At 66.0% G+C, this 18148-nt stretch carries 14 protein-coding genes; 5 read left to right on the top strand and 9 right to left on the bottom strand.

The features are described 5' to 3' along the window. Nucleotides 1-71 precede the first annotated feature (71 nt). The 5 genes from purM to uraD form a co-directional block, all read right to left on the bottom strand. Nucleotides 72-1244: a phosphoribosylformylglycinamidine cyclo-ligase gene (purM, locus tag WMN78_RS14475; protein ID WP_340534439.1), complete on the bottom strand. Its 1173-nt coding sequence runs from the start codon at nucleotides 1242-1244 to the stop codon at nucleotides 72-74. After that, nucleotides 1241-2914: an amidophosphoribosyltransferase gene (gene purF, locus WMN78_RS14480; protein ID WP_340534440.1), complete on the bottom strand. Its 1674-nt coding sequence runs from the start codon at nucleotides 2912-2914 to the stop codon at nucleotides 1241-1243. Before purF ends, purM begins: the two co-directional genes overlap by 4 nt. 47 nt (nucleotides 2915-2961) lie before the next feature. After that, nucleotides 2962-3312 (bottom strand): hypothetical protein, encoded by a 351-nt coding sequence (locus tag WMN78_RS14485; RefSeq protein WP_340534441.1) that lies wholly within the window; start codon nucleotides 3310-3312, stop codon nucleotides 2962-2964. A gap of 114 nt (nucleotides 3313-3426) precedes the next feature. Further along, nucleotides 3427-3768, bottom strand: a complete 342-nt coding sequence (gene uraH / locus WMN78_RS14490; protein ID WP_340534442.1) for a hydroxyisourate hydrolase — start codon at nucleotides 3766-3768, stop codon at nucleotides 3427-3429. Further along, nucleotides 3765-4262: a 2-oxo-4-hydroxy-4-carboxy-5-ureidoimidazoline decarboxylase gene (gene uraD, locus WMN78_RS14495; RefSeq protein WP_340534443.1), complete on the bottom strand. Its 498-nt coding sequence runs from the start codon at nucleotides 4260-4262 to the stop codon at nucleotides 3765-3767. The genes uraH and uraD overlap by 4 nt, the downstream gene beginning before the upstream one ends. Before the next feature lie 281 nt (nucleotides 4263-4543). Here uraD and WMN78_RS14500 point away from each other — a divergent pair, with 281 nt between their 5' ends. After that, nucleotides 4544-5803 carry a GAF domain-containing sensor histidine kinase gene (locus tag WMN78_RS14500; RefSeq protein WP_340534444.1) on the top strand — a complete coding sequence of 420 codons (1260 nt, stop codon included), beginning with the start codon at nucleotides 4544-4546 and terminating at the stop codon, nucleotides 5801-5803. Next, complete coding sequence (opgC, locus tag WMN78_RS14505; protein WP_340534445.1) at nucleotides 5790-8297, top strand: OpgC domain-containing protein; 2508 nt, start codon at nucleotides 5790-5792, stop codon at nucleotides 8295-8297. Before WMN78_RS14500 ends, opgC begins: the two co-directional genes overlap by 14 nt. Nucleotides 8298-8413: 116 nt before the next feature. Here opgC and WMN78_RS14510 read toward each other — a convergent pair whose 3' ends face one another. From WMN78_RS14510 to WMN78_RS14520, 3 genes are all read right to left on the bottom strand, one after another. Beyond that, the gene (locus tag WMN78_RS14510) at nucleotides 8414-9232 is read right to left on the bottom strand and encodes an IclR family transcriptional regulator (protein ID WP_340534446.1); all 819 of its coding nucleotides are present in this window, start codon (nucleotides 9230-9232) and stop codon (nucleotides 8414-8416) included. An 89-nt stretch (nucleotides 9233-9321) separates the two neighbouring features. Next, nucleotides 9322-10578, bottom strand: a complete 1257-nt coding sequence (locus tag WMN78_RS14515) for an aminopeptidase P family protein (protein ID WP_340534447.1) — start codon at nucleotides 10576-10578, stop codon at nucleotides 9322-9324. Between the two features lie 60 nt (nucleotides 10579-10638). Continuing rightward, nucleotides 10639-11994: an MFS transporter gene (locus tag WMN78_RS14520; RefSeq protein WP_340534448.1), complete on the bottom strand. Its 1356-nt coding sequence runs from the start codon at nucleotides 11992-11994 to the stop codon at nucleotides 10639-10641. A 423-nt stretch (nucleotides 11995-12417) separates the two neighbouring features. Between WMN78_RS14520 and WMN78_RS14525 the strand changes: the two genes are divergently transcribed. Genes WMN78_RS14525 through WMN78_RS14535 form a run of 3 tightly spaced genes read left to right on the top strand, consistent with a single transcriptional unit; the run spans nucleotide 12418 to nucleotide 16498 of the window. After that, entirely contained in the window at nucleotides 12418-13551 is a 1134-nt protein-coding gene (locus WMN78_RS14525) for an S-(hydroxymethyl)mycothiol dehydrogenase (RefSeq protein WP_340534449.1), read from the top strand. Next, nucleotides 13548-14168, top strand: a complete 621-nt coding sequence (locus tag WMN78_RS14530; protein WP_340534450.1) for an MBL fold metallo-hydrolase — start codon at nucleotides 13548-13550, stop codon at nucleotides 14166-14168. Before WMN78_RS14525 ends, WMN78_RS14530 begins: the two co-directional genes overlap by 4 nt. Further along, complete coding sequence (locus tag WMN78_RS14535) at nucleotides 14165-16498, top strand: FdhF/YdeP family oxidoreductase (protein WP_340534451.1); 2334 nt, start codon at nucleotides 14165-14167, stop codon at nucleotides 16496-16498. Before WMN78_RS14530 ends, WMN78_RS14535 begins: the two co-directional genes overlap by 4 nt. On the opposite strand, the gene WMN78_RS14540 is transcribed toward WMN78_RS14535, so the two are convergent. Continuing rightward, nucleotides 16437-18134: an alkaline phosphatase D family protein gene (locus tag WMN78_RS14540; protein ID WP_340534452.1), complete on the bottom strand. Its 1698-nt coding sequence runs from the start codon at nucleotides 18132-18134 to the stop codon at nucleotides 16437-16439. The genes WMN78_RS14535 and WMN78_RS14540 overlap by 62 nt on opposite strands. Nucleotides 18135-18148: the final 14 nt, after the last annotated feature.

Consider the following 18148-nt stretch of genomic DNA (forward strand, 5'->3'; position numbering starts at 1 on the left):
AAACAAGCGAGTGCCCCGCAACCGCCGTTTCTGCGTTCTGAACGGCGGTTGCGGAGCACCCCGTGAGTTGCTTAGGCGTAGGCGTTCACCAGTCGGACTGCGCCGCCGTCAACACCCTTGGCGCCCTGCACGTAGTCCGGGCCGGTCTTCACGATCGAGTCCGAGTTCTCTTCGACGGTGCCCATGATCCAGGACGGCAGGCCGCGGTCGTTGAGGCGGTTCACGGCGGCGTCGGCGGCCTCCGGGGAGACGATGGCCACCATGCCCACGCCCAGGTTCAGCGTGCGCTCGAGGTCTGCCAGCGGGACGTTGCCGAGCTCCGAGACCAGCTTGAAGATGGCGGGAAGCTCCCAGGTGGCGCGGTCCACCGTGGCGATGAGGCCTTGGGGGAGGACCCGGGCCAGGTTGGCGGCGAGGCCGCCGCCGGTGACGTGGCTGAAGCCGTGGACCTGTCCGCCGGCACCCGTAGCGCCGTTCACCGGGAAGGTGCGGGCAAGGTCCAGGCAGTCGGCCGCGTAGACGCGGGTGGGTTCGAGCAGTTCCTCGCCCAGCGTGCGTCCGAGTTCGGAAACCTGGCGGTCCAGGGCCCAGCCGGCGTGGTTGATGACGCGGCGGACCAGCGAATAGCCGTTGGAGTGCAGGCCGGAGGAGGCCATGCCGATCACGACGTCGCCCGCACGGACGCGGTCCGGGCCCAGCAGGGCGTCGGCCTCGACAACACCGGTGGCTGCACCGGCGACGTCGTACTCGTGCTCGCCCAGCAGGCCCGGGTGCTCAGCGGTTTCGCCGCCCACCAGGGCGGTGCCGGCCACGGAGCAGGCTGCTGCGATGCCGCGGACGATGTCCGCGATGCGCTCGGGAACAACCTTGCCGCAGGCGATGTAGTCGGTCATGTAGAGCGGCTCGGCGCCCACCACCACGATGTCGTCCACCACCATGCCCACGAGGTCGAACCCGATGGTGTCGTGGATGTCCATGGCCTGGGCGATTGCCACCTTGGTACCTACGCCGTCCGTGGACGTGGCCAGCAGCGGCCGTTTGAAGGTGAGGAGCCTCGAGACGTCGTAGAGGCCGGCAAAGCCGCCCACTCCGCCGATCACCGAGGAGTTGTGGGTTGCCTTGACGGCATCCTTCATGAGTTCGACGGCGCGGTCTCCCGCTTCGACGTCAACGCCGGCAGAGGCGTACGTGATGCCCCGGGCTGTATCTGAGGAGTTACCGGTGGAGGAAGATGCGGAAGTCATACGGACTCTTTCTTGTCAGCGGTCAGCTTGTCGGCGTCGGTCAGCAGGTTCTCGAACTCGGCGTCCGGTCCCGGATCACAGCCCGTGGCGCCGGGCTTTTCGGCCGGGTCTTCATCGCTATCAACAGCAACGGCCGAAGCAGCGGGGCCGGCAGCAGTGCCTGAAACAGTGCCTGAAACAGTGCCGGACGCGGGCAGGCCGCCCAGGTCGGTGCGCTCCAGCAGGTTCTTGCCCAGTTTGTCCGAGCCCGGGAGCTCGATGGGGTACTTGCCGGTGAAGCAGGCGGTGCACAGGCGTTCGCGCGGCTGCTGGGTGGCTCCGATCATGCCGTCTTCGGAGATGTAGGCCAGCGAATCGGCGCCGATGGCCTGCGAGATTTCCTCGATGGTGGCGCCGTTGGCGATCAGCTCGGCACGCGAGGCGAAGTCGATGCCGTAGAAGCAGGGCCACTGCACGGGCGGGGAGGAGATCTTGACGTGCACCGCGGCGGCGCCGGCTTCCCGGAGCATCCGCACGATGGCGCGCTGGGTGTTGCCGCGGACGATCGAGTCGTCCACCACCACAACGCGCTTGCCGCGGATCACGGACTCGAGGGCGTTGAGCTTGAGCCGGATACCCAGCTGGCGCAGGGTCTGCGAAGGCTGGATGAACGTGCGGCCAACGTAGGAGTTCTTGACGAAGCCGTGCGCGAACGGGATGCCGGATTCTTCGGCGTAGCCCACGGCAGCGGGAGTCCCGGACTCGGGGACCGGGATGACGATGTCCGCCTCCTGGGTGTTTTCCCGGGCCAGCTGGCGGCCCATCTCCACGCGGGACTCGTACACGGAGCGTCCGGCGATGGAGGCATCCGGACGGGCGAGGTAGACGTATTCGAAAACGCAACCCGCCGGCGTCGGCTCCGCGAAGCGCTGGGACCGCACGCCTTCTTCGTCAATGGCGATGAATTCGCCCGGTTCGATTTCGCGGATGAAGCTGGCGCCCACGGTGGCCAGGGCCGACTGCTCGGAGGCGACCACCCAGCCGCGCTCCAGCCGGCCGAGGACCAGCGGGCGGATGCCGTAGGTGTCGCGCGCAGCGTAGAGGGTGCCTTCGTCCATGAAGACGAAGCAGAAGCCGCCCTTGATCTTGGGCAGCAGCTCGATGGCGGTCTGTTCGAGGGACTTGCCCTCTTCGCCCTCCAGCAGTGCCGTGACCAGGGCGGTGTCCGAGGTGTTGCCCTGCTTCATTTCGCCGCTGAGCTGGCCGCCGTTGCGGTCGATGATCATGGCGTTGAGCTCGGCAGTGTTGGTGAGGTTGCCGTTGTGGGCCAGTGCCACGGTGCCCGTGGCGGTGGCGCCAAGCGTGGGCTGGGCGTTGGCCCAGTGGCTGGCGCCGGTAGTGGAATAGCGGCAGTGGCCGACGGCCAGGTGCCCGGTCAGGGTGTTCAGCGTGGTCTCGTCGAAGACCTGGGATACGAGGCCCATGTCCTTATAGACGTTGATCCGCTTGCCGTCGCTGGTTGCTATGCCAGCCGACTCCTGACCGCGGTGCTGCAATGCATACAGCCCGTAATAGGTGAGTTTTGCTACTTCTTCACCTGGTGCCCAGACCCCGAAGACGCCGCAAGCGTCCTGGGGGCCTTTTTCGCCAGGGAGAAGATCATGAGAAAGTTTTCCATCGCCGCGTGCCACTGGTCGATTATCTCACGTGATGGGGTAGGACTTTTCCGGTCGCCCGTTTATGACTGACGGGCGGCTGGCGGGCCGTCAGTGCCGGCGTCATCCGCATCGGTGCCCGTCGCATCCTCCGGGACAGCTTCGACGACGGCGTGTTCAGCCCGGCGGACACTGAGCCGGTCCAGCAGGAGAGCCACGACGGCGCCCAGAATCACGCCGCCGGCGCCGAAAAGGACCATAAAGAAGCCGAAGACGGAGTTGGGATCGTAGCTCGGGTCCCCGGGCAGGGCAAAGGCAATGACCGCCGCCACGATGATGCCCACGAGCCCTCCAAGTATGAGGAACGGCACGTATTTGGGTGCACGGCGCACGGTGATTTCACGCCGTTCAGCGGGGGTGTCTTCAGAAGCCATGCCATCTAGCCTACTGCCCGGGGTTGAATGCGTTGGCCGCCCCGCCCTCCCGAGTTTTTGTCCAGATAATGGGCTTTGGAGGCGCGTTTGGCCGCGGTATCTGGACAAAACTCGTCAGCTGCCGCGGTACGTCGAATACGCGAAGGGGCTCAGCAGGAGTGGCACGTGGTAATGCTCGCCGGCATCGGACACGGTGAACACCAGGTCCACCTCCGGGAAGAACGTGGCCGTGCCAAGTCCCTCGTAGTAGGCGCCCGTGGCAAAGTTCAGCCGGTACGTTCCGGCCGGGAGGAGTTCCGGCCCAAGGTTCTTCGCCCGGCCGTCAGCGTCGGTGGTGCCCGAAGCGACGAGGTTCCAGCCGCCGCCGTCGCGCGCGTAAAGCACGACGGCGACGCCGGCAGCCGGGCGCCCGGCCCCGGTGTCCAGGATGTGGGTGGTCACCTGTGAAACGGTCATTCGCTGATCACTCCTTCGAGCCGGAGCAGGGCGATTTCGCGCAGCTGCTGGGCCACCATGGCATCTTCTTCTTCGGCGGTGTGGTTGAGGCGCTCGTGCAGCGCCGCGAGGATTTCCGGTGCGGTCCGCCCCGCTGCGCGGATCAGGAACACCCTGCCGAACTTTTCCTCGTAGGCGCGGTTGCCGTCGGCCAGCGCAGTGGTGATGTCCTGGTCTGCGGGATCCACGCCGGCCTGTTCCGAGCGGGACATGGAGGCCTCGGTGGTGGAAGCCGTGGGCCGTTCCCCGATCCGCGGGTGGTGGGCCATGGCCGACTCCACCTCGTCCGGGGTGAATGGCGCGGCGGCCGTGCGGGCGAAGTCCAGCAGGGCCTCGCTGGTGGCAAACGGGCGTGCGTCCGCGATCTGGTCCACCCAGCGCTGGACGTCGATGCAGGGGCGAAGTGCCGCGGTGACTTCCGCGCGGTCCGCCTCGTTGAATACGGCAAGCTGCATGCTTGTTCATCCCTCGTGCAAATGCTGGCATCCATGGCGTCGGCTATGCGGAAAAGGGGGTGTGCCCCGCTGCAGCGGGCGCCACGGCTCATTTTCCGGCCCGCATGCCCTACTGCATTCCGCATCATGGAACTGTTATTTCAGCATGCGTAATAGTCAACCCGAGAGTGGCGGCCAGTGTCAAGAGAGTACCCCACCACGGACGAACGGGATCCGCTCGACTAGACTCCTGCGGGGGACTTCGCCGGTGGCCGGCTGTCCTTATTGGTGGAAGGACTCCAGTGGCTCAAGCAGATGGGCTCAGCCGTGTTAGCGCTGACCGTGAACGGCGCTCCGTGCTGGGCGAGTACGGACTGCTGCCCCAAGATCCGGAGGCCTCGTCAGGGGACAGCACGAACGCCAGCGCAGCGCGTGCACTGAACTTCCTAGTGGACCTGGCCGCCGAACTCTGCGGTGTGCCTTTCAGCGCGGTCAACATCGTCACTACCGAGCAGCAGGTCCAGCTTGCGGCGGCGGGCCTGGAGCCCGGATTGTGCGCACGCGAGGACTCGATGTGCGCCAAGGTATTCCAGCAGGGCCAGACCACCGTGGTGCCCGATGCGTCCGCCGACCCGCGATTTGCCGCCAACCCGTTTGTGACCGGAGAAATCGCCAGGGTCCGCTTCTACGCCTCTTCACCGCTGCAGACCAGTTCCGGCTTCGTGCTGGGATCCCTGTGCGTCTTCTCCGATACGCCGGCCACCATCTCCGCCGAACAGATCGCCATGCTGGATGTCCTGGCGGCGCAGGTCGTGGAAGTGCTGGAACTGCAGCACCGCACCCTGCAGCTCCAGCAAGCACTGGAAGAACTGGGGCGCAGCAACCGCAAGCTCGCGGAGTTCGCCGGCCGCGTCAGCCATGACCTGCGCATCCCGCTCACCACCATCCTTGGCTATGTGGAACTCAGTGAGGACGACGAGGACATCCGTCCGGACGGCCCGGCGGCAATCTACCTTCAGCGCATCGGCGGCAGCGGGCGGCGGATGCTCTCCATGCTTAACGAGGTCCTCAGCTACTCGCAGGTGGGCGGCATGCTGCGTCCGCGGCGGGTGTCCCTTCAAGCCGCGGTGTCAGCGGCGGTCAGCGACCTGGGCGAAGGGTTCGGCGGTAACACCGACCTGACCTGCGAGGACGCGGAACTGACGGCCGATCCGGCGCAGTTGCGGACCCTCCTGCAGAACCTGCTGGGCAACGCCTTCAACTACCGCCGCCCGGGGCAGGACCTCAACGTGAGGGTCTATACCCTGGCCGACGACCGCGGTGTCACCCTCCGGGTGGCGGACAACGGCAAAGGCATCGGTGCCGCCGACCGCGAACGGGTCCTTGAACCCCTTGTCCGGCTGCACCGTCCCGGCGACGCTCCCGGCTCGGGCCTGGGCCTTGCCACCTGCGTGCGGATCGTCCAGTCGCACGGCGGCGAACTTTCGCTCACCGAAACCCCGGGCGGCGGAACAACGGTTTCGGCCCTCTTCCCGGAAGGCGGGCCGGATGAATCCGCTTAAAGCCTCGCTCAGGGCGATGCTGCTGCTGCTCGCCCTGCTGCTTTTCCTGCCGGCCGGAGCCGCGCAGGCTGCGGTGACCGCGCAGGGTGCCGTCCCGGCGTCGAACATTAACAGCGGCGAGGACCTCGGTGCCTCGCCCGGAAAGCCGCTCCTGGGAAGCGTGCTGGAATGGGGCGAGGACGATGCTGCCGGGTTCGCCGACCGGCTGCAGGCCTCTCCGGCGGTCCTGGGCCACGACGTCTCCTTTCCCATCCAAGGCGCCGAAAAGGGATACCTGCGGGAGTTCCTGACCCAGAGTGCCGCCTCGGGAGCGCACGCCCTGATCACCGTGAATCCCGCAGTCCCCCTCACTGACATCAACGCCGCCGGCGCCGCTGATTTTGCCCGTCAGCTCGAGGAACTGGCGAACGGCTTCCCCGGAAAGCTGCTGATCCGCTTCGCCCCGGACATGAACTCCAGCTGGGTGTCCTGGGGCCAGCAACCCGGGGCCTATGTTCCGGCGTACCGTGCCGTGGCCCACGCGTTTGACGCGGAATCAAACGCGGTGATGGTGTGGCAGCCGTTCCAGGCGCGGGACTATCCGTTCACAAGAAACCGCGACGCCCCGGCTCCCGGGACCGCCGGTTTCGCGGCGCTGGACACGAATTCCGACGGCGAGTGGAACGGTTCGGACGAGCCCTACGCCCCGTACTACCCGGGGGACGACGTTGTTGACTGGACGGGCCTGACGGCACTGCATGACGACACCGGCGGGGGAGCCGCCCGGAACACGCTGCCAAGGGACGGGGAGCTTGCCTCGCTGCTGGACGGGACGGCCCAGGGGGCCGCCTCCGGTGCGGACGCTGCGTCCGACGGCGGTGACTCCAACTTTTACGGGTCCTACGCGGTTAAGCGGGACAAGCCCCTGCTGCTTCAGACGGCGGCGTATTACAGCCCGTCGGCGGGCGGCCCTTCGGAAACCGAGATCAAATCCGGTTGGTGGAAGCAAGTGCTGGACGCGGCCGCGCCGGGCAAGATGGAACGGATCGCCGCCGTCGTCTGGGCCGAGACAACGGCCGTGGGGGACGCCGGCAACACCGTCATTGACTGGCGCCTCACCGGGAATGCGGACGTGGCGGCTGCGGCCGGCGCCGCCGTCAGGGATTCCACGCTGGTCACCGGACCGGTCACCAGCACCGTGCAGGGGCTGGGCGGAACATCCGGCAACACGCTGTCCGGTGTTCCGGCGGGGATCGCCGCGGCCGCCCTGCTGGCCGGGGCGGTCCTGCTGTGGCTGGTGCCGGTCCGCCTGCGCCCCGCCAAGGGCTGGACGTATTCGGACAAGTCCTCGCGCGATGCCAGGGTGGACCTGATGCGCGGCGTGGCCATCCTGTTCGTGGTGGTGAACCACGTGGGCATGACGTCCCTCTTTCAACTGCTCACCCAGGAAACCGTCGGGTTCGTGTCCGGCGCCGAGCTGTTTGTGCTGCTGTCCGGGCTGGTGTTGGGGATGGTCTACGGGCCCAAGGCCCAGAACAACATTGGCGAGGTGACGCAAAAAACCGGCAGGCGCGCGGGCAAGCTGTACGTCACGGCGCTGGTGGTTGTTGTCCTGGTGTTCCTCCTCAGCCTCCTTCCGGTCTTCAACTCGGAGGTGCTGACCACGTTCACGGACCAGGGGACAGGCGGTGCCGGCAGGTCGGGGGCAGGCCGGAGCTACGACCTCTACACCGGCATGCAGGGCCTGCTGCAGTTCCCCGTGCCCGGGGCAGTCATCCCGGCGGTGCTGCTCCTGCAGTTCGGCCCGTGGCAGTTCAACGTGATGGGGCTCTATGTGATCATGCTGCTGGTCAGCCCGCTGATCCTGCTGGCACTCGCGCGCGGCAAGGTGCTCTGGGTCCTGGCTGCCACCACGGCCCTGTACATTGCGGGCACGGTGTTCCGTTTCAGGATCCTGCCTTCGCAGTTTGAGGATTCGTTCCCGCTCCTGGTGTGGCAGGTCCTGTTCGTGCTGGGCCTGGTGGGCGGATACTACCGGCGGATCATTGTGGCCTGGCTGTCCGCGCACCGCTGGGTGGTGGGGGTCTGTGCGGCCATCACCGTGGCCTTCGCCCTGATGTCCTGGGCCAACCCGTACCTTGCCAACGAATTCGATGTGCGGCTCGCGCTCACCTCGGATGCGACCTACCGCGCCGTTTACGATCAGTTCTTCGGGCGGACCTACCTGGAACCCGGACGCCTCCTGAACGTGCTCGCCCTGCTGGTGACGGCCTACGCGCTCCTTACCGCGTACTGGAAGCCTGTTGAACGCGCGGTGGGCTGGCTGCTGATCCCGCTGGGACAGTCCACGCTGTACGTCTTCATCATGCACGTGGTGCTGATCGCCGTGGTGGCGAACATTCCGGCACTGCAGCAGGGGAACATCTGGCTCAACACCGTCGCCTACGCCTTGATCGTGGCCCTGCTCTGGGTGATGGTCCGGACCCGGTTCCTGTTCCGCATCATCCCCACCTGACGCTCTCTCACCTTTCGCCGCTTGATGCGGGACGCTCTCTCACCTCAGGGCGTCTCGGATTTGAAGTGAGAGAGCGTCTGAGGAAAACCGGCGGGAAGTGAGAGAGCGTCTGGGGGTTAGCGGGCGGGGGAGGAGGCCGGGGACGCGCCGCCGAGGCGGGCAGTGACCCGGTCTGCGGCTGCCTTGCAGGATTCCCCGAGGCGTTGCAGCGTGTCCGGGGATACCCGGAAGCGCGGTGCCGGGATGAGAACTGCCGCCACGATGTCGCCGCGGTGGTCGAAAACGGGGGCTGCGAGGCCCACTTCGTCCAGTGACGACTCCCCGTAGTTGGTGGCCCAGCCGCGCCGGGCCACATCACCGAGGCGGATCAGGTAGGCCTCAAGGCTGGCATCGTCCAGGCCCGGATGGGCAATTTCGCCGCTGCGGAGCAGTACCCGCACCCGCTCGGCAGGCTCGGCGGCGAGGAAGACCTGCACGGAGGCGCTGAGGGCATCCCTGTACCGCGCGCCCAGCGGGGTGGTGTGCTTGATCTGGTGATGGCTGGCGATCTGCTCCACGCACATCGACTCGGACCCGTTCCACACCATGAGGGCGCTTGTTTCGCCGGTCTGCTCCGTGAGTTCACGCAGGACGGGGTAGGCCACGCGGCGCTCTTCGAGTTCGGCCAGCAGGGGGCCGGCGACGGCGATCAGACCCAGGCCCAGGCGGAACCTGCGGGTTTCCGGGTCCCGCTCCACCAGGTGTTCCTGCTCGAACGTGGCCAGGATGCGGGAGACGGTGCTCTTGTGCAGGCCCACGCGGTTGGCGATCTCTGTGACGCCCAGGAGCGGCTCGTCAGCGGTAAAGCTTCGCAGCACGGCGATGGCGTTGACGATGACGGACGTGCCCTTGGTGTCGCCGTTGCTGCTGGTTTCGGGAGCTTCTGCTGAGGTCATGGTGTGCACCATCATTCCGTATGTCAGCCGGAAAGCGGCGCCACGGTGTACGTGGCGCCGCTTTCGGGCGATGGCAAAACCGGTGCTGGTTAGGCCCCGATGATGTTGTATTCCGGACCGAACGGGAACTTGGTGATGTTCTCCGCGCCGTCCTCGCCGACCACCAGGATGTCGTGCTCGCGGTAGCCGCCGGCACCGGGCTGGCCGTCCATGACCGTGATCATCGGTTCCATGGAAACCACCATGCCCGGCTCCAGGACCGTGTCGATGTCCTCGCGGAGCTCAAGGCCGGCTTCGCGGCCGTAGTAGTGGCTCAGGACACCGAACGAGTGGCCGTAGCCGAAGGTGCGGTTGGCGAGCAGTCCGTAACCGACGTAGATCTCGTTGAGCTCGGCGGCGATGTCCTTGCAGACGGCGCCGGGCTTGATGAGTTCAAGGCCGCGCTTGTGGACCTCCACGTTGATGTTCCACAGTTCCAGCGAGCGGGCATCCGGTTCGCCGTAGAACAGGGTGCGTTCCAGTGCCGTGTAGTAGCCGGAGGTCATGGGGAAGCAGTTCAGCGACAGGATGTCGTGTTCCTGGATCTTGCGGGTGGTGGCCCAGTTGTGCGCGCCGTCGGTGTTGATGCCGGACTGGAACCAGACCCAGGTGTCGCGGATCTCGGAATCCGGGAAGGTCCGGGCGATCTCGTGGACCATGGCTTCGGTGCCGATTAGGGCGACCTCGTACTCGGTGATGCCTGCGGTGATGGCGTTGCGGATGGCCTCGCCGCCGAGGTCGCCGATGCGTGCCCCGTGCTTGATGACCTCGATCTCCTCGGCGGACTTGATCATCCGCTGGCGCATGGCAGCCTGGGCCACGTCCACAAGGGTTGCCGACGGGAAGGCGGCCTGGATCTTGTTGCGGTTATCCAGCGGCAGCGAATCGTCCTCGACGCCGAGGCGGCGCGGGTTGATGCCGCGGGTGCGCAGGACTTCCTGGATGGCGAAGATGTAGTTGTCCCGGCGCCAGTCCGTGTACACGATGTTGTCGCCGTAGCTGCGGCGCCAGGGCATGCCGGCGTCGATGTTGGCGGTGACCGTGACGGTGTCATCCTTCGTGACCACCATGGCGTAGGAGCGGCCGAAGGTGGTGAAAAGGAAGTCGGAGTAGTACTTGATCGAGTGGTAGCTGGTCAGGACGACGGCGTCCAGGTCCTTCTCTGCCATGATGCGGCGAAGTCCGGCGAGACGGCGTTCGAATTCCGTGTCGGAGAAGGTCAGCTTGACCTTATCGCCGTTTTTCAGGACCTTGAGCCGCTCCAGTTCGGCGACGGACGTTGCGTTCTCGGATGCTGTGGTGGTCATTGTGGTGGTGCCTTTCTGTGGTGCAGTTACTTGAGGTGGGGAGAAATGGAAAGAAGTTGGTTATTCGTGGCGTAGCGGTTCTTTGCAGGTTTCCCTGGAGAGCGCGACGGCGATCAGGGAGATGACAGCGGCAGCGACGAGGTACCAGGCCGGCGCCAGATCGCTGGCGGTGGCGGCGATCAGGAGGGTTGCCATGAACGGGGCCGTGCCGCCGAAGAGCGCGTTGGAGAGGTTGAAGCTGACTGCGAAGCCGCTGTAGCGGACCCTCGTGGGGAACATTTCGGCCAGGAAGCTGGGGAGCGTCCCGTCGTTGAGGGTGAGCATGGCGCCCAGCAGGATCTGGACCAGGACAATCACCAGGAAGTTTCCGGTTCCCAGCAGTGCGAACGCGGGCACCGTCAGCAGGATGAAGCTCACGGATGCAGCGATGAGCACCTTCTTGCGTCCGTAACGGTCCGAGAGCATCCCCGTCAGGAAGATGAAACCGATGTATGTCAGCAACGCGATGGTGGTGGCCAGGAATGATTCGGTCTCTCCGAGGCCCAGCTCCGAGGACAGGTAGGTGGGCATGTAGCTGAGGATGACGTAGAACCCGACGGCGTTCAGCAGCACGGCACCGACGGCCTGCAGCAGCTGGCGCCAGTGGTTCCGGAACAGGCTGGACACGGGTGCCTTGCCGGCGTGGTCCTCCGCTGCCAACTCGCGGAACACCGGGGTGTCTTCGAGCTTGTTACGGATATAGCGTCCGATCAGCCCCATCGGAGCGGCGAGCAGGAACGGCAGGCGCCACCCCCAGCTATGCATCGCGTCGGAAGTGAGCACAACTGTCAGCAGGCCAGCGATCAGGGAACCCAGGAGCAAGCCTGCTGCAGTGCTCGCGGGAACCACGGCGGCGTAGAGGCCGCGCTTGTTAGCGGGGGCGTACTCGACCAGGAAGGCCGATGCTCCGGCGTACTCCCCTGAGGCTGAGAAGCCCTGTACGACCCTGATGATCAGCAGCAGGACCGGAGCCCAGATGCCGATGGTGTCGTAGCCCGGGATGAGGGCTATGCAGAATGTCGCTCCGGACATGATCAGGATGGACAGGGAGAGGGCGGTCCGCCGGCCCACCCTGTCACCGATGTGGCCCCAGACGAACCCGCCGAGCGGGCGTACCAGGAATGAAATGGCGAACAGGGCGAATGTCAGCAGGAGCCCGGTCTGGGGATCTGATTCAGGGAAGAAGACTGTCGCGATCGTCACGGCCAGGTAGCCGTAGACGGCGTAATCGAACCATTCGACGAAGTTGCCGATGAAGCTGGCCGCGATCACTCTGCGGCGCGTTTCCTTGCTGACACCGTTGTCAGCGGGTTGGAAATTCTGGCCGCTCAACGTTCTGCGGCCCGCAAGAGCGGGAGCGGAAGTTTCGTTACTCATGTATCCACCAAGGTGTTGGGGTTGCATTCAGCGCAACGCTGTTGCATCAGACTAGGCGTGACATGAGACACAGTCAATACCTTTAGGTTTCTGAATTGTGAACCCTGGGCCGAATCTCTGCCGGGATTCGGCAGTGAAGGACCGCTGGAGGCGCCCTGGGGTATGTTGCGGTGAAAGAGACGTGGTTGCGGAAAGAAGGCCCAACCGCCGATCATTGCCAGGGGGATGCCCCAATCCGGACGTCCCTTGACGCCCCCGTGTGACGACTGCCATATTTTCAAGTAGGCGCTATGTGCATCGTGTTGTGTAATGCGCAATTCAGAAGGGCAATGTCCCCGCTGGGCCTGCTGAACGAGCTAGATTGGGCAACGGGTGCCGTTGCCAAAGAGTCCCCCCGGGCTCAGGAAAGGAACACACGAAATCATGGTTCACAAAGTAAAAGCCGTCATCGCGAAGGAAAAGAACGCGCCGGTCTCGGTGGAGACCATCCTGGTGCCGGATCCCGGACCCGGCGAGGCGCTGGTGGATATCCTCACATGCGGTGTCTGCCACACGGACCTGCACTACAAGCAGGGCGGAATCACTGACGATTTCCCCATCCTGCTGGGCCACGAGGCCACGGGCGTGGTCAGCGCCGTCGGACCGGACGTCACCGAGGTGGCCCCAGGCGACAGGGTCATCCTGAACTGGCGGGCAGTGTGCGGCGAATGCCGCGCCTGCGCCAAGGGCCAGCCGCAGTACTGCTTCAACACGCACAACGCCACGCAGAAAATGACCCTTGAGGACGGGACGGAACTGTCACCCGCGCTGGGCATCGGCGCGTTCGCGGAGAAGACGCTCGTCGCCGCCGGGCAGTGCACCAAGGTTGACGACGACGCCGATCCGGCCGCCGTCGGGCTCCTCGGCTGCGGTGTGATGGCAGGCATCGGCGCCGCCATCAACACCGGTGAGGTCAAGCGCGGCGAATCCGTCGCCGTGATCGGCTGCGGCGGCGTGGGCATCGCCGCGATCGCAGGCGCCAAGCTGGCCGGCGCCACCACCATCATCGCGGTGGACATCGACGCCAACAAGGTGGAAATGGCCAAGTCCCTCGGCGCCACCCACGGCGTGGACTCAAGCAAGGAAGATCCCATCGAGGCCATCCGGGCACTCACCGGCGGCAACGGTGCCGACGTCGTGATTGAAGCGGTGGGCCGCCCCGAAACGTACAAGCAGGCGTTCTACGCACGCGACCTCGCCGGCCGCGTGGTGCTGGTGGGAGTTCCGACGCCGGACATGAAGCTTGAGCTGCCGCTGCTGGACGTCTTTGGCCGCGGCGGATCCCTGAAGTCCTCGTGGTACGGCGACTGCCTGCCGTCCCGTGACTTCCCGATGCTGGTCCAGCATTACAAGCTGGGCAACCTGGACCTGGACGCCTTCGTCACCGAGCGCATCACCATCGACCAGGTGGAAGAGGCCTTCGCCAAGATGCACGAAGGCAAGGTGCTGCGTTCCGTGGTGGAGATCCTTCCGTCCGCGGAAACCGCAGCCACCGCCACGGAAGCGGCGGCCGTATGAGCGTCACCATCGAGAACCTGGTCACCTCAGGGACATTTTCGCTCGACGGCGGGACCTGGGACGTGGACAACAACGTCTGGATCGTGGGGAACGAGGACGAATGCGTGATCATCGACTCCCCGCACGACGCCGCTGCGATCATCAACCAGGTCCGCGGCCGTAGGGTGCTGGCCATCCTGCTGACGCACGCCCACAACGACCACATCGGGGCGGCACGGGCCGTGGCTGAAGCCGTGGACGCGCCGATCTACCTGCACCCTGACGACCTGGTGCTGTGGGAGCAGGTCTACCCGGACCTCAAACCGGACCGCGAACTTGCGGACGGCGACGAGTTCCGGGTGGGCGGGGCCACCCTGCTTGCCCTCCACACTCCGGGCCACTCGCCGGGCTCCACGTGCTTTTACATCGAGTCCGAAAGCACCGTGTTCACCGGCGACACGCTGTTCAACGGCGGTCCCGGTGCCACAGGCAGGTCCTACAGCGACTACCCCACCATCCTCACCTCCATCCGCGAACGGCTGCTGCCGCTGCCTGCCGGCACGGTGGTCCGCACCGGCCACGGTGACAACACCACCATCGGGGCCGAGCGCGAGACGCTGGCCAAGGTCGACCAATGAATCCCCTGAAGTTCGGCAGGCAGCCCGCCCCGGTCGAGGACATCAACGAGGACAAGCTCGAAGTCCACGCACCGAAGAAGGAAGCCGCCGGCGTCAAGGCCGTGATGGTTGCGCTGGAACGCGCCGTGGCCCAGGCCGGGGTGTCGCGGACCGTGCATTCGATGCTCCGCCTGAACCAGCGCGGCGGCTTTGACTGCCCCGGCTGCGCCTGGCCGGAATCGGACAAAAAGCGCAAGACAGCCGAATTCTGCGAGAACGGCGCCAAAGCCGTGGCGGAGGAAAACACCCTCAGGACAGTGGGTGCCGAATTCTGGGCCGAGCACTCCATTGCCGAGCTGAGAGGGAAGACGGAGTACTGGCTGGGCAACCAGGGCAGGCTCAGCGAGCCGGTGGTGATCCGCGAAGGTGAAACCCACTACTCGCCGATCTCCTGGGCGGACGCCTTCGACCTCATCGGGGAGCACATCCGGGCCAGCACGCCGGACCGCTGCGTCTTCTACACCTCCGGGCGCACGGCCAACGAGACGGCGTTCATGTACCAGCTGTTCGCGCGGGCCCTGGGCACCAATAACCTGCCCGACTGCTCCAACATGTGCCATGAATCCTCGGGCTCCGCGCTGAACCCGACCATCGGAATCGGCAAGGGCACCGTGTCGCTGGATGACATCCACGACTCGGAGCTCATCTTCGTGGTCGGCCAGAACCCGGGCACCAACCACCCCCGGATGCTCTCGGCGCTGAAGGAGTGCAAGGACAAGGGCGGCAAGGTGGTGGCGGTGAACCCGCTGCCTGAGGCCGGCCTGTTCAACTTCAAGGACCCCCAGACCGTCTCCGGCGTGGTGGGGCACGGCACACCCCTGGCCGACGAGTACCTGCAGATCAAGGTGGGCGGGGACCTGGCGCTGTTCCAGGCTCTGGGCCACCTGCTCCTGGCGGAGGAAGAACGCAACCCGGGTTCCGTCGTCGACCGTTCCTTTGTTGACGCGCAGACTGACGGGTTCGACGCGTACCGTGAGGCCCGTCGCGAGCTGGACTGGGCGGAAACCGAGAAGGCCACCGGCCTGGCCCGGAAGCAGATCGAGGACGTGGCCGGGATGCTGATCCGGTCCAAGGCCACCATCTTCTGCTGGGCCCTCGGCGTCACGCAGCAGCCGCACTCGGTGGACACCATCAAGGAAATGGTCAACGTCCTGCTCCTGCAGGGCAACTTCGGCAAGCCCGGCGCAGGCGCGTGCCCGGTCCGCGGGCACTCCAACGTCCAGGGCGACCGGACCATGGGCATCTGGGAAAAACCCAAGGAATGGCTCCTGGAAGCACTGGACCGTGAGTTCAAAATCCGGTCACCGCGTGGCCACGGCTACGACGCAGTGGAGGCGATGGAGGCGTTCGAACGCGACGACGTGGACGTCTTTGTGTCCATGGGTGGCAACTTCTCCCTGGCCTGTTCCGACACGGAGACCCTGGAAGCCGGGATGCAGCGCATCGGCCTGACCGTGCACGTGTCCACCAAGCCGAACCGTTCCCACGTGGTGCACGGCCGCACCTCGCTGATCCTGCCCACGCTGGGCCGGACGGACAAGGACGACAAGCACCCGAACGGCGCCCAGTTCCTGTCCGTGGAGGACTCCATGTCCGTGGTCCACTCCACGCAGGGCAGGCTCCACCCGGTCTCCGAGCACCTGCTTGCCGAGCCGGTGATCATCGCCCGCATGGCCGACGCCACCTTCGGCAACGGCCACGCTGTGGACTGGAAGGCCATGGCCGCGGACTACGACGTGGTCCGGGACCACATCTCCCGCGTTATCCCGGGCTTCCAGGACTTCAACGAGCGGATCCGGACCAAGAACGGCTTTGTGCTGCCCAACCCGCCGCGCGATACGCGGTCCTTCAAGACGGACATCGGCCGGGGACGCTTCACGGTCAGCCCCCTGGAATACCTGACTCCGCCGGAAGGCCACCTGGTGCTCCAGACGATGCGCAGCCACGACCAGTACAACACCACGTTCTACGGCCTGGATGACCGGTACCGCGGGATTTCGGACGGCCGCCGGGTGATTTTGGTGCACCCCGAGGACCTGGCCGAGCTGGGCTTCCAGGACAGGGACCTGGTGGATGTGGTGAGCACGTTCCGCGGGCACGACCGGCAGGCGGACAAGTTCCGGCTGGTGGCCTACCCGACGGCGAAGGGATGCGCCGCGGCGTACTTCCCCGAGGCCAACGCCCTGGTGCACAAGGAAAACGTGGCACGGGAATCCAACACCCCCGGGTTCAAGGCCATGTTCGTCCGGTTCGTGCCGCATGCTGCTGGGAGTTTCGCGGAGCCACGGTAAGGGATGCCACCCGTTTGAGCCTGGGGTGCAGGTGGTCGCCGTCGTCCACCACGCCCGTCTCCCACCACAGCTTGAGCCCTTCCGGGGCAACTTCGAGGCTGGCGAGGTTGTTGTCGAACCAGGGCCCCTTCACGCGTGTCCAGGTAAACGGCGGGTCCGGCACCCGCGCCGACCGGGCCACCAGGGCGCCTATCGGCGCGGCCAGGCCGTAGGACATGACTGCCCCGAAGGATCTCATCAGCCGGGGAAGGGGGTTGCGGATCGGGGAGCAGACTGCTTGCATGATCCGGCTGCCGGAGGAGCGTTCCACCTCCGCGACGTAGGAGAAGTGCACGTCCCCGGACAGGAAGGTGACGGTCTCCGGCGAGGGGCCGCGCTTGCCGTCGGCCACCTCGGCCGCCATGGCAGCCACCTCCGCAAAGCTCTTTTGGAAGGCGCCCCAGTGTTCGAGGTCCAGCGCCTGGCGCAGCTTTTCGCCGGCCCGGGCGGCGGACTTCCCCCACGCTCCTTCGGATATGGCCTCATCCCAAGACTCCACGTGGTGCAGGCCCATCGGCAGGAGGAAGGGCAGGGAGGTGGCGACGAGCACGTGGCGGAATCCGCCGCGCATGCGGCCATCGAGCCAGGCCATCTCTGCGGCATCAAGCAGGCTGCGGTTTTCCGGTGCCAGGTTGCGGGCGGCCCGGGAGTCGACCACTATCAGCCTGGTGTCTCCAAAGTCGCGGCAGAAGCTCCACCGGTAGGATTCCGGGTCCTGGTCAGCCCGGTCGGCGAAACTGTCCAGCTCTGCGCTGAGGTCCAGTTCTGTCTCGCTCCCGTGCCGGACCACCCGCTGCCAGATGGCGTCGTCAAGCCGCTCCTGCGGCGAGAGGTTGCCCAGGTGCTGGTACACCCAGTAGGAGCCCAGCCCGGCGACTATCCGCTCATGCCACCAGGAGGTGGCTTCCATCTCCTTCTTCCAGCTCAGCGAGGCGTTCCAGTCGTCGCGGACGTCGTGGTCGTCGAAGATCATGGCGCTGGGCAGGGTGGACAGCAGCCACCTGTTGGCCGGGTCTGACCAGGCGAGGTAGTAGAGGTGGGCATATTCCTCGTAGTCCTTGAGCTCCTCGCCCGGCGGCGCCTCGATGTCCCGCCTGGCCCGGATGAAATCCTGCATCTGCTCGCTGGTTAGGTCGGCGTACACCTGGTCTCCGAGGAAGGCCACCAGGTCCGGCCACGCCTGGCCTCCGCCGGAGGCCATCGCCAAGGCGTAGGCGCGGAGCGAGTCGACGCCGTGGGTCCGGTTGCCCGACTCATCATGGGGAACGCTGGTGCGGCAGGAGCCGTAGGCCATGCGCAGGGGCTTGCCGATCTTCAACGTCGCGATCACCGGCGGCGGGAACTCGGATGCGGGCTCGGGCCAGACCTGCGCCCCGTCGATTTCCAGCGTGTAGGGCAGCACCATTCCGGGCTCCAGCCCGTCCGCCTCCACGAGTGCGTAGTGGTGGCCATGCACCGCGAACGTACGGGCCTCCCAGCTGCGGTCCCCGGCGCGGACGGTGACTCGGGAATCGCTCCGGGTTTCCGCCCAGATGCTGGCCGAGGTCTCATCCACGTACCGGATCATCGGGCCGAGCACCAGGGATGAGGTCGTCATGACTTAGTTGTACC

Source organism: Arthrobacter oryzae, from assembly GCF_037911235.1.
Classification (GTDB): domain Bacteria; phylum Actinomycetota; class Actinomycetes; order Actinomycetales; family Micrococcaceae; genus Arthrobacter; species Arthrobacter oryzae_E.

Coding starts and splice junctions, on each gene's coding strand:
- WMN78_RS14540 (WP_340534452.1), bottom strand. CDS start 18,134: ATGACGACCTCATCCCTGGTGCTCGGCCCGATGATCCGGTACGTGGAT.
- WMN78_RS14510 (WP_340534446.1), bottom strand. CDS start 9,232: ATGACCTCAGCAGAAGCTCCCGAAACCAGCAGCAACGGCGACACCAAG.
- WMN78_RS14525 (WP_340534449.1), top strand. CDS start 12,418: ATGGTTCACAAAGTAAAAGCCGTCATCGCGAAGGAAAAGAACGCGCCG.
- WMN78_RS14520 (WP_340534448.1), bottom strand. CDS start 11,994: ATGAGTAACGAAACTTCCGCTCCCGCTCTTGCGGGCCGCAGAACGTTG.
- WMN78_RS14485 (WP_340534441.1), bottom strand. CDS start 3,312: ATGGCTTCTGAAGACACCCCCGCTGAACGGCGTGAAATCACCGTGCGC.
- WMN78_RS14515 (WP_340534447.1), bottom strand. CDS start 10,578: ATGACCACCACAGCATCCGAGAACGCAACGTCCGTCGCCGAACTGGAG.
- WMN78_RS14535 (WP_340534451.1), top strand. CDS start 14,165: ATGAATCCCCTGAAGTTCGGCAGGCAGCCCGCCCCGGTCGAGGACATC.
- purM (WP_340534439.1), bottom strand. CDS start 1,244: ATGACTTCCGCATCTTCCTCCACCGGTAACTCCTCAGATACAGCCCGG.
- WMN78_RS14530 (WP_340534450.1), top strand. CDS start 13,548: ATGAGCGTCACCATCGAGAACCTGGTCACCTCAGGGACATTTTCGCTC.
- opgC (WP_340534445.1), top strand. CDS start 5,790: ATGAATCCGCTTAAAGCCTCGCTCAGGGCGATGCTGCTGCTGCTCGCC.
- uraD (WP_340534443.1), bottom strand. CDS start 4,262: ATGCAGCTTGCCGTATTCAACGAGGCGGACCGCGCGGAAGTCACCGCG.
- uraH (WP_340534442.1), bottom strand. CDS start 3,768: ATGACCGTTTCACAGGTGACCACCCACATCCTGGACACCGGGGCCGGG.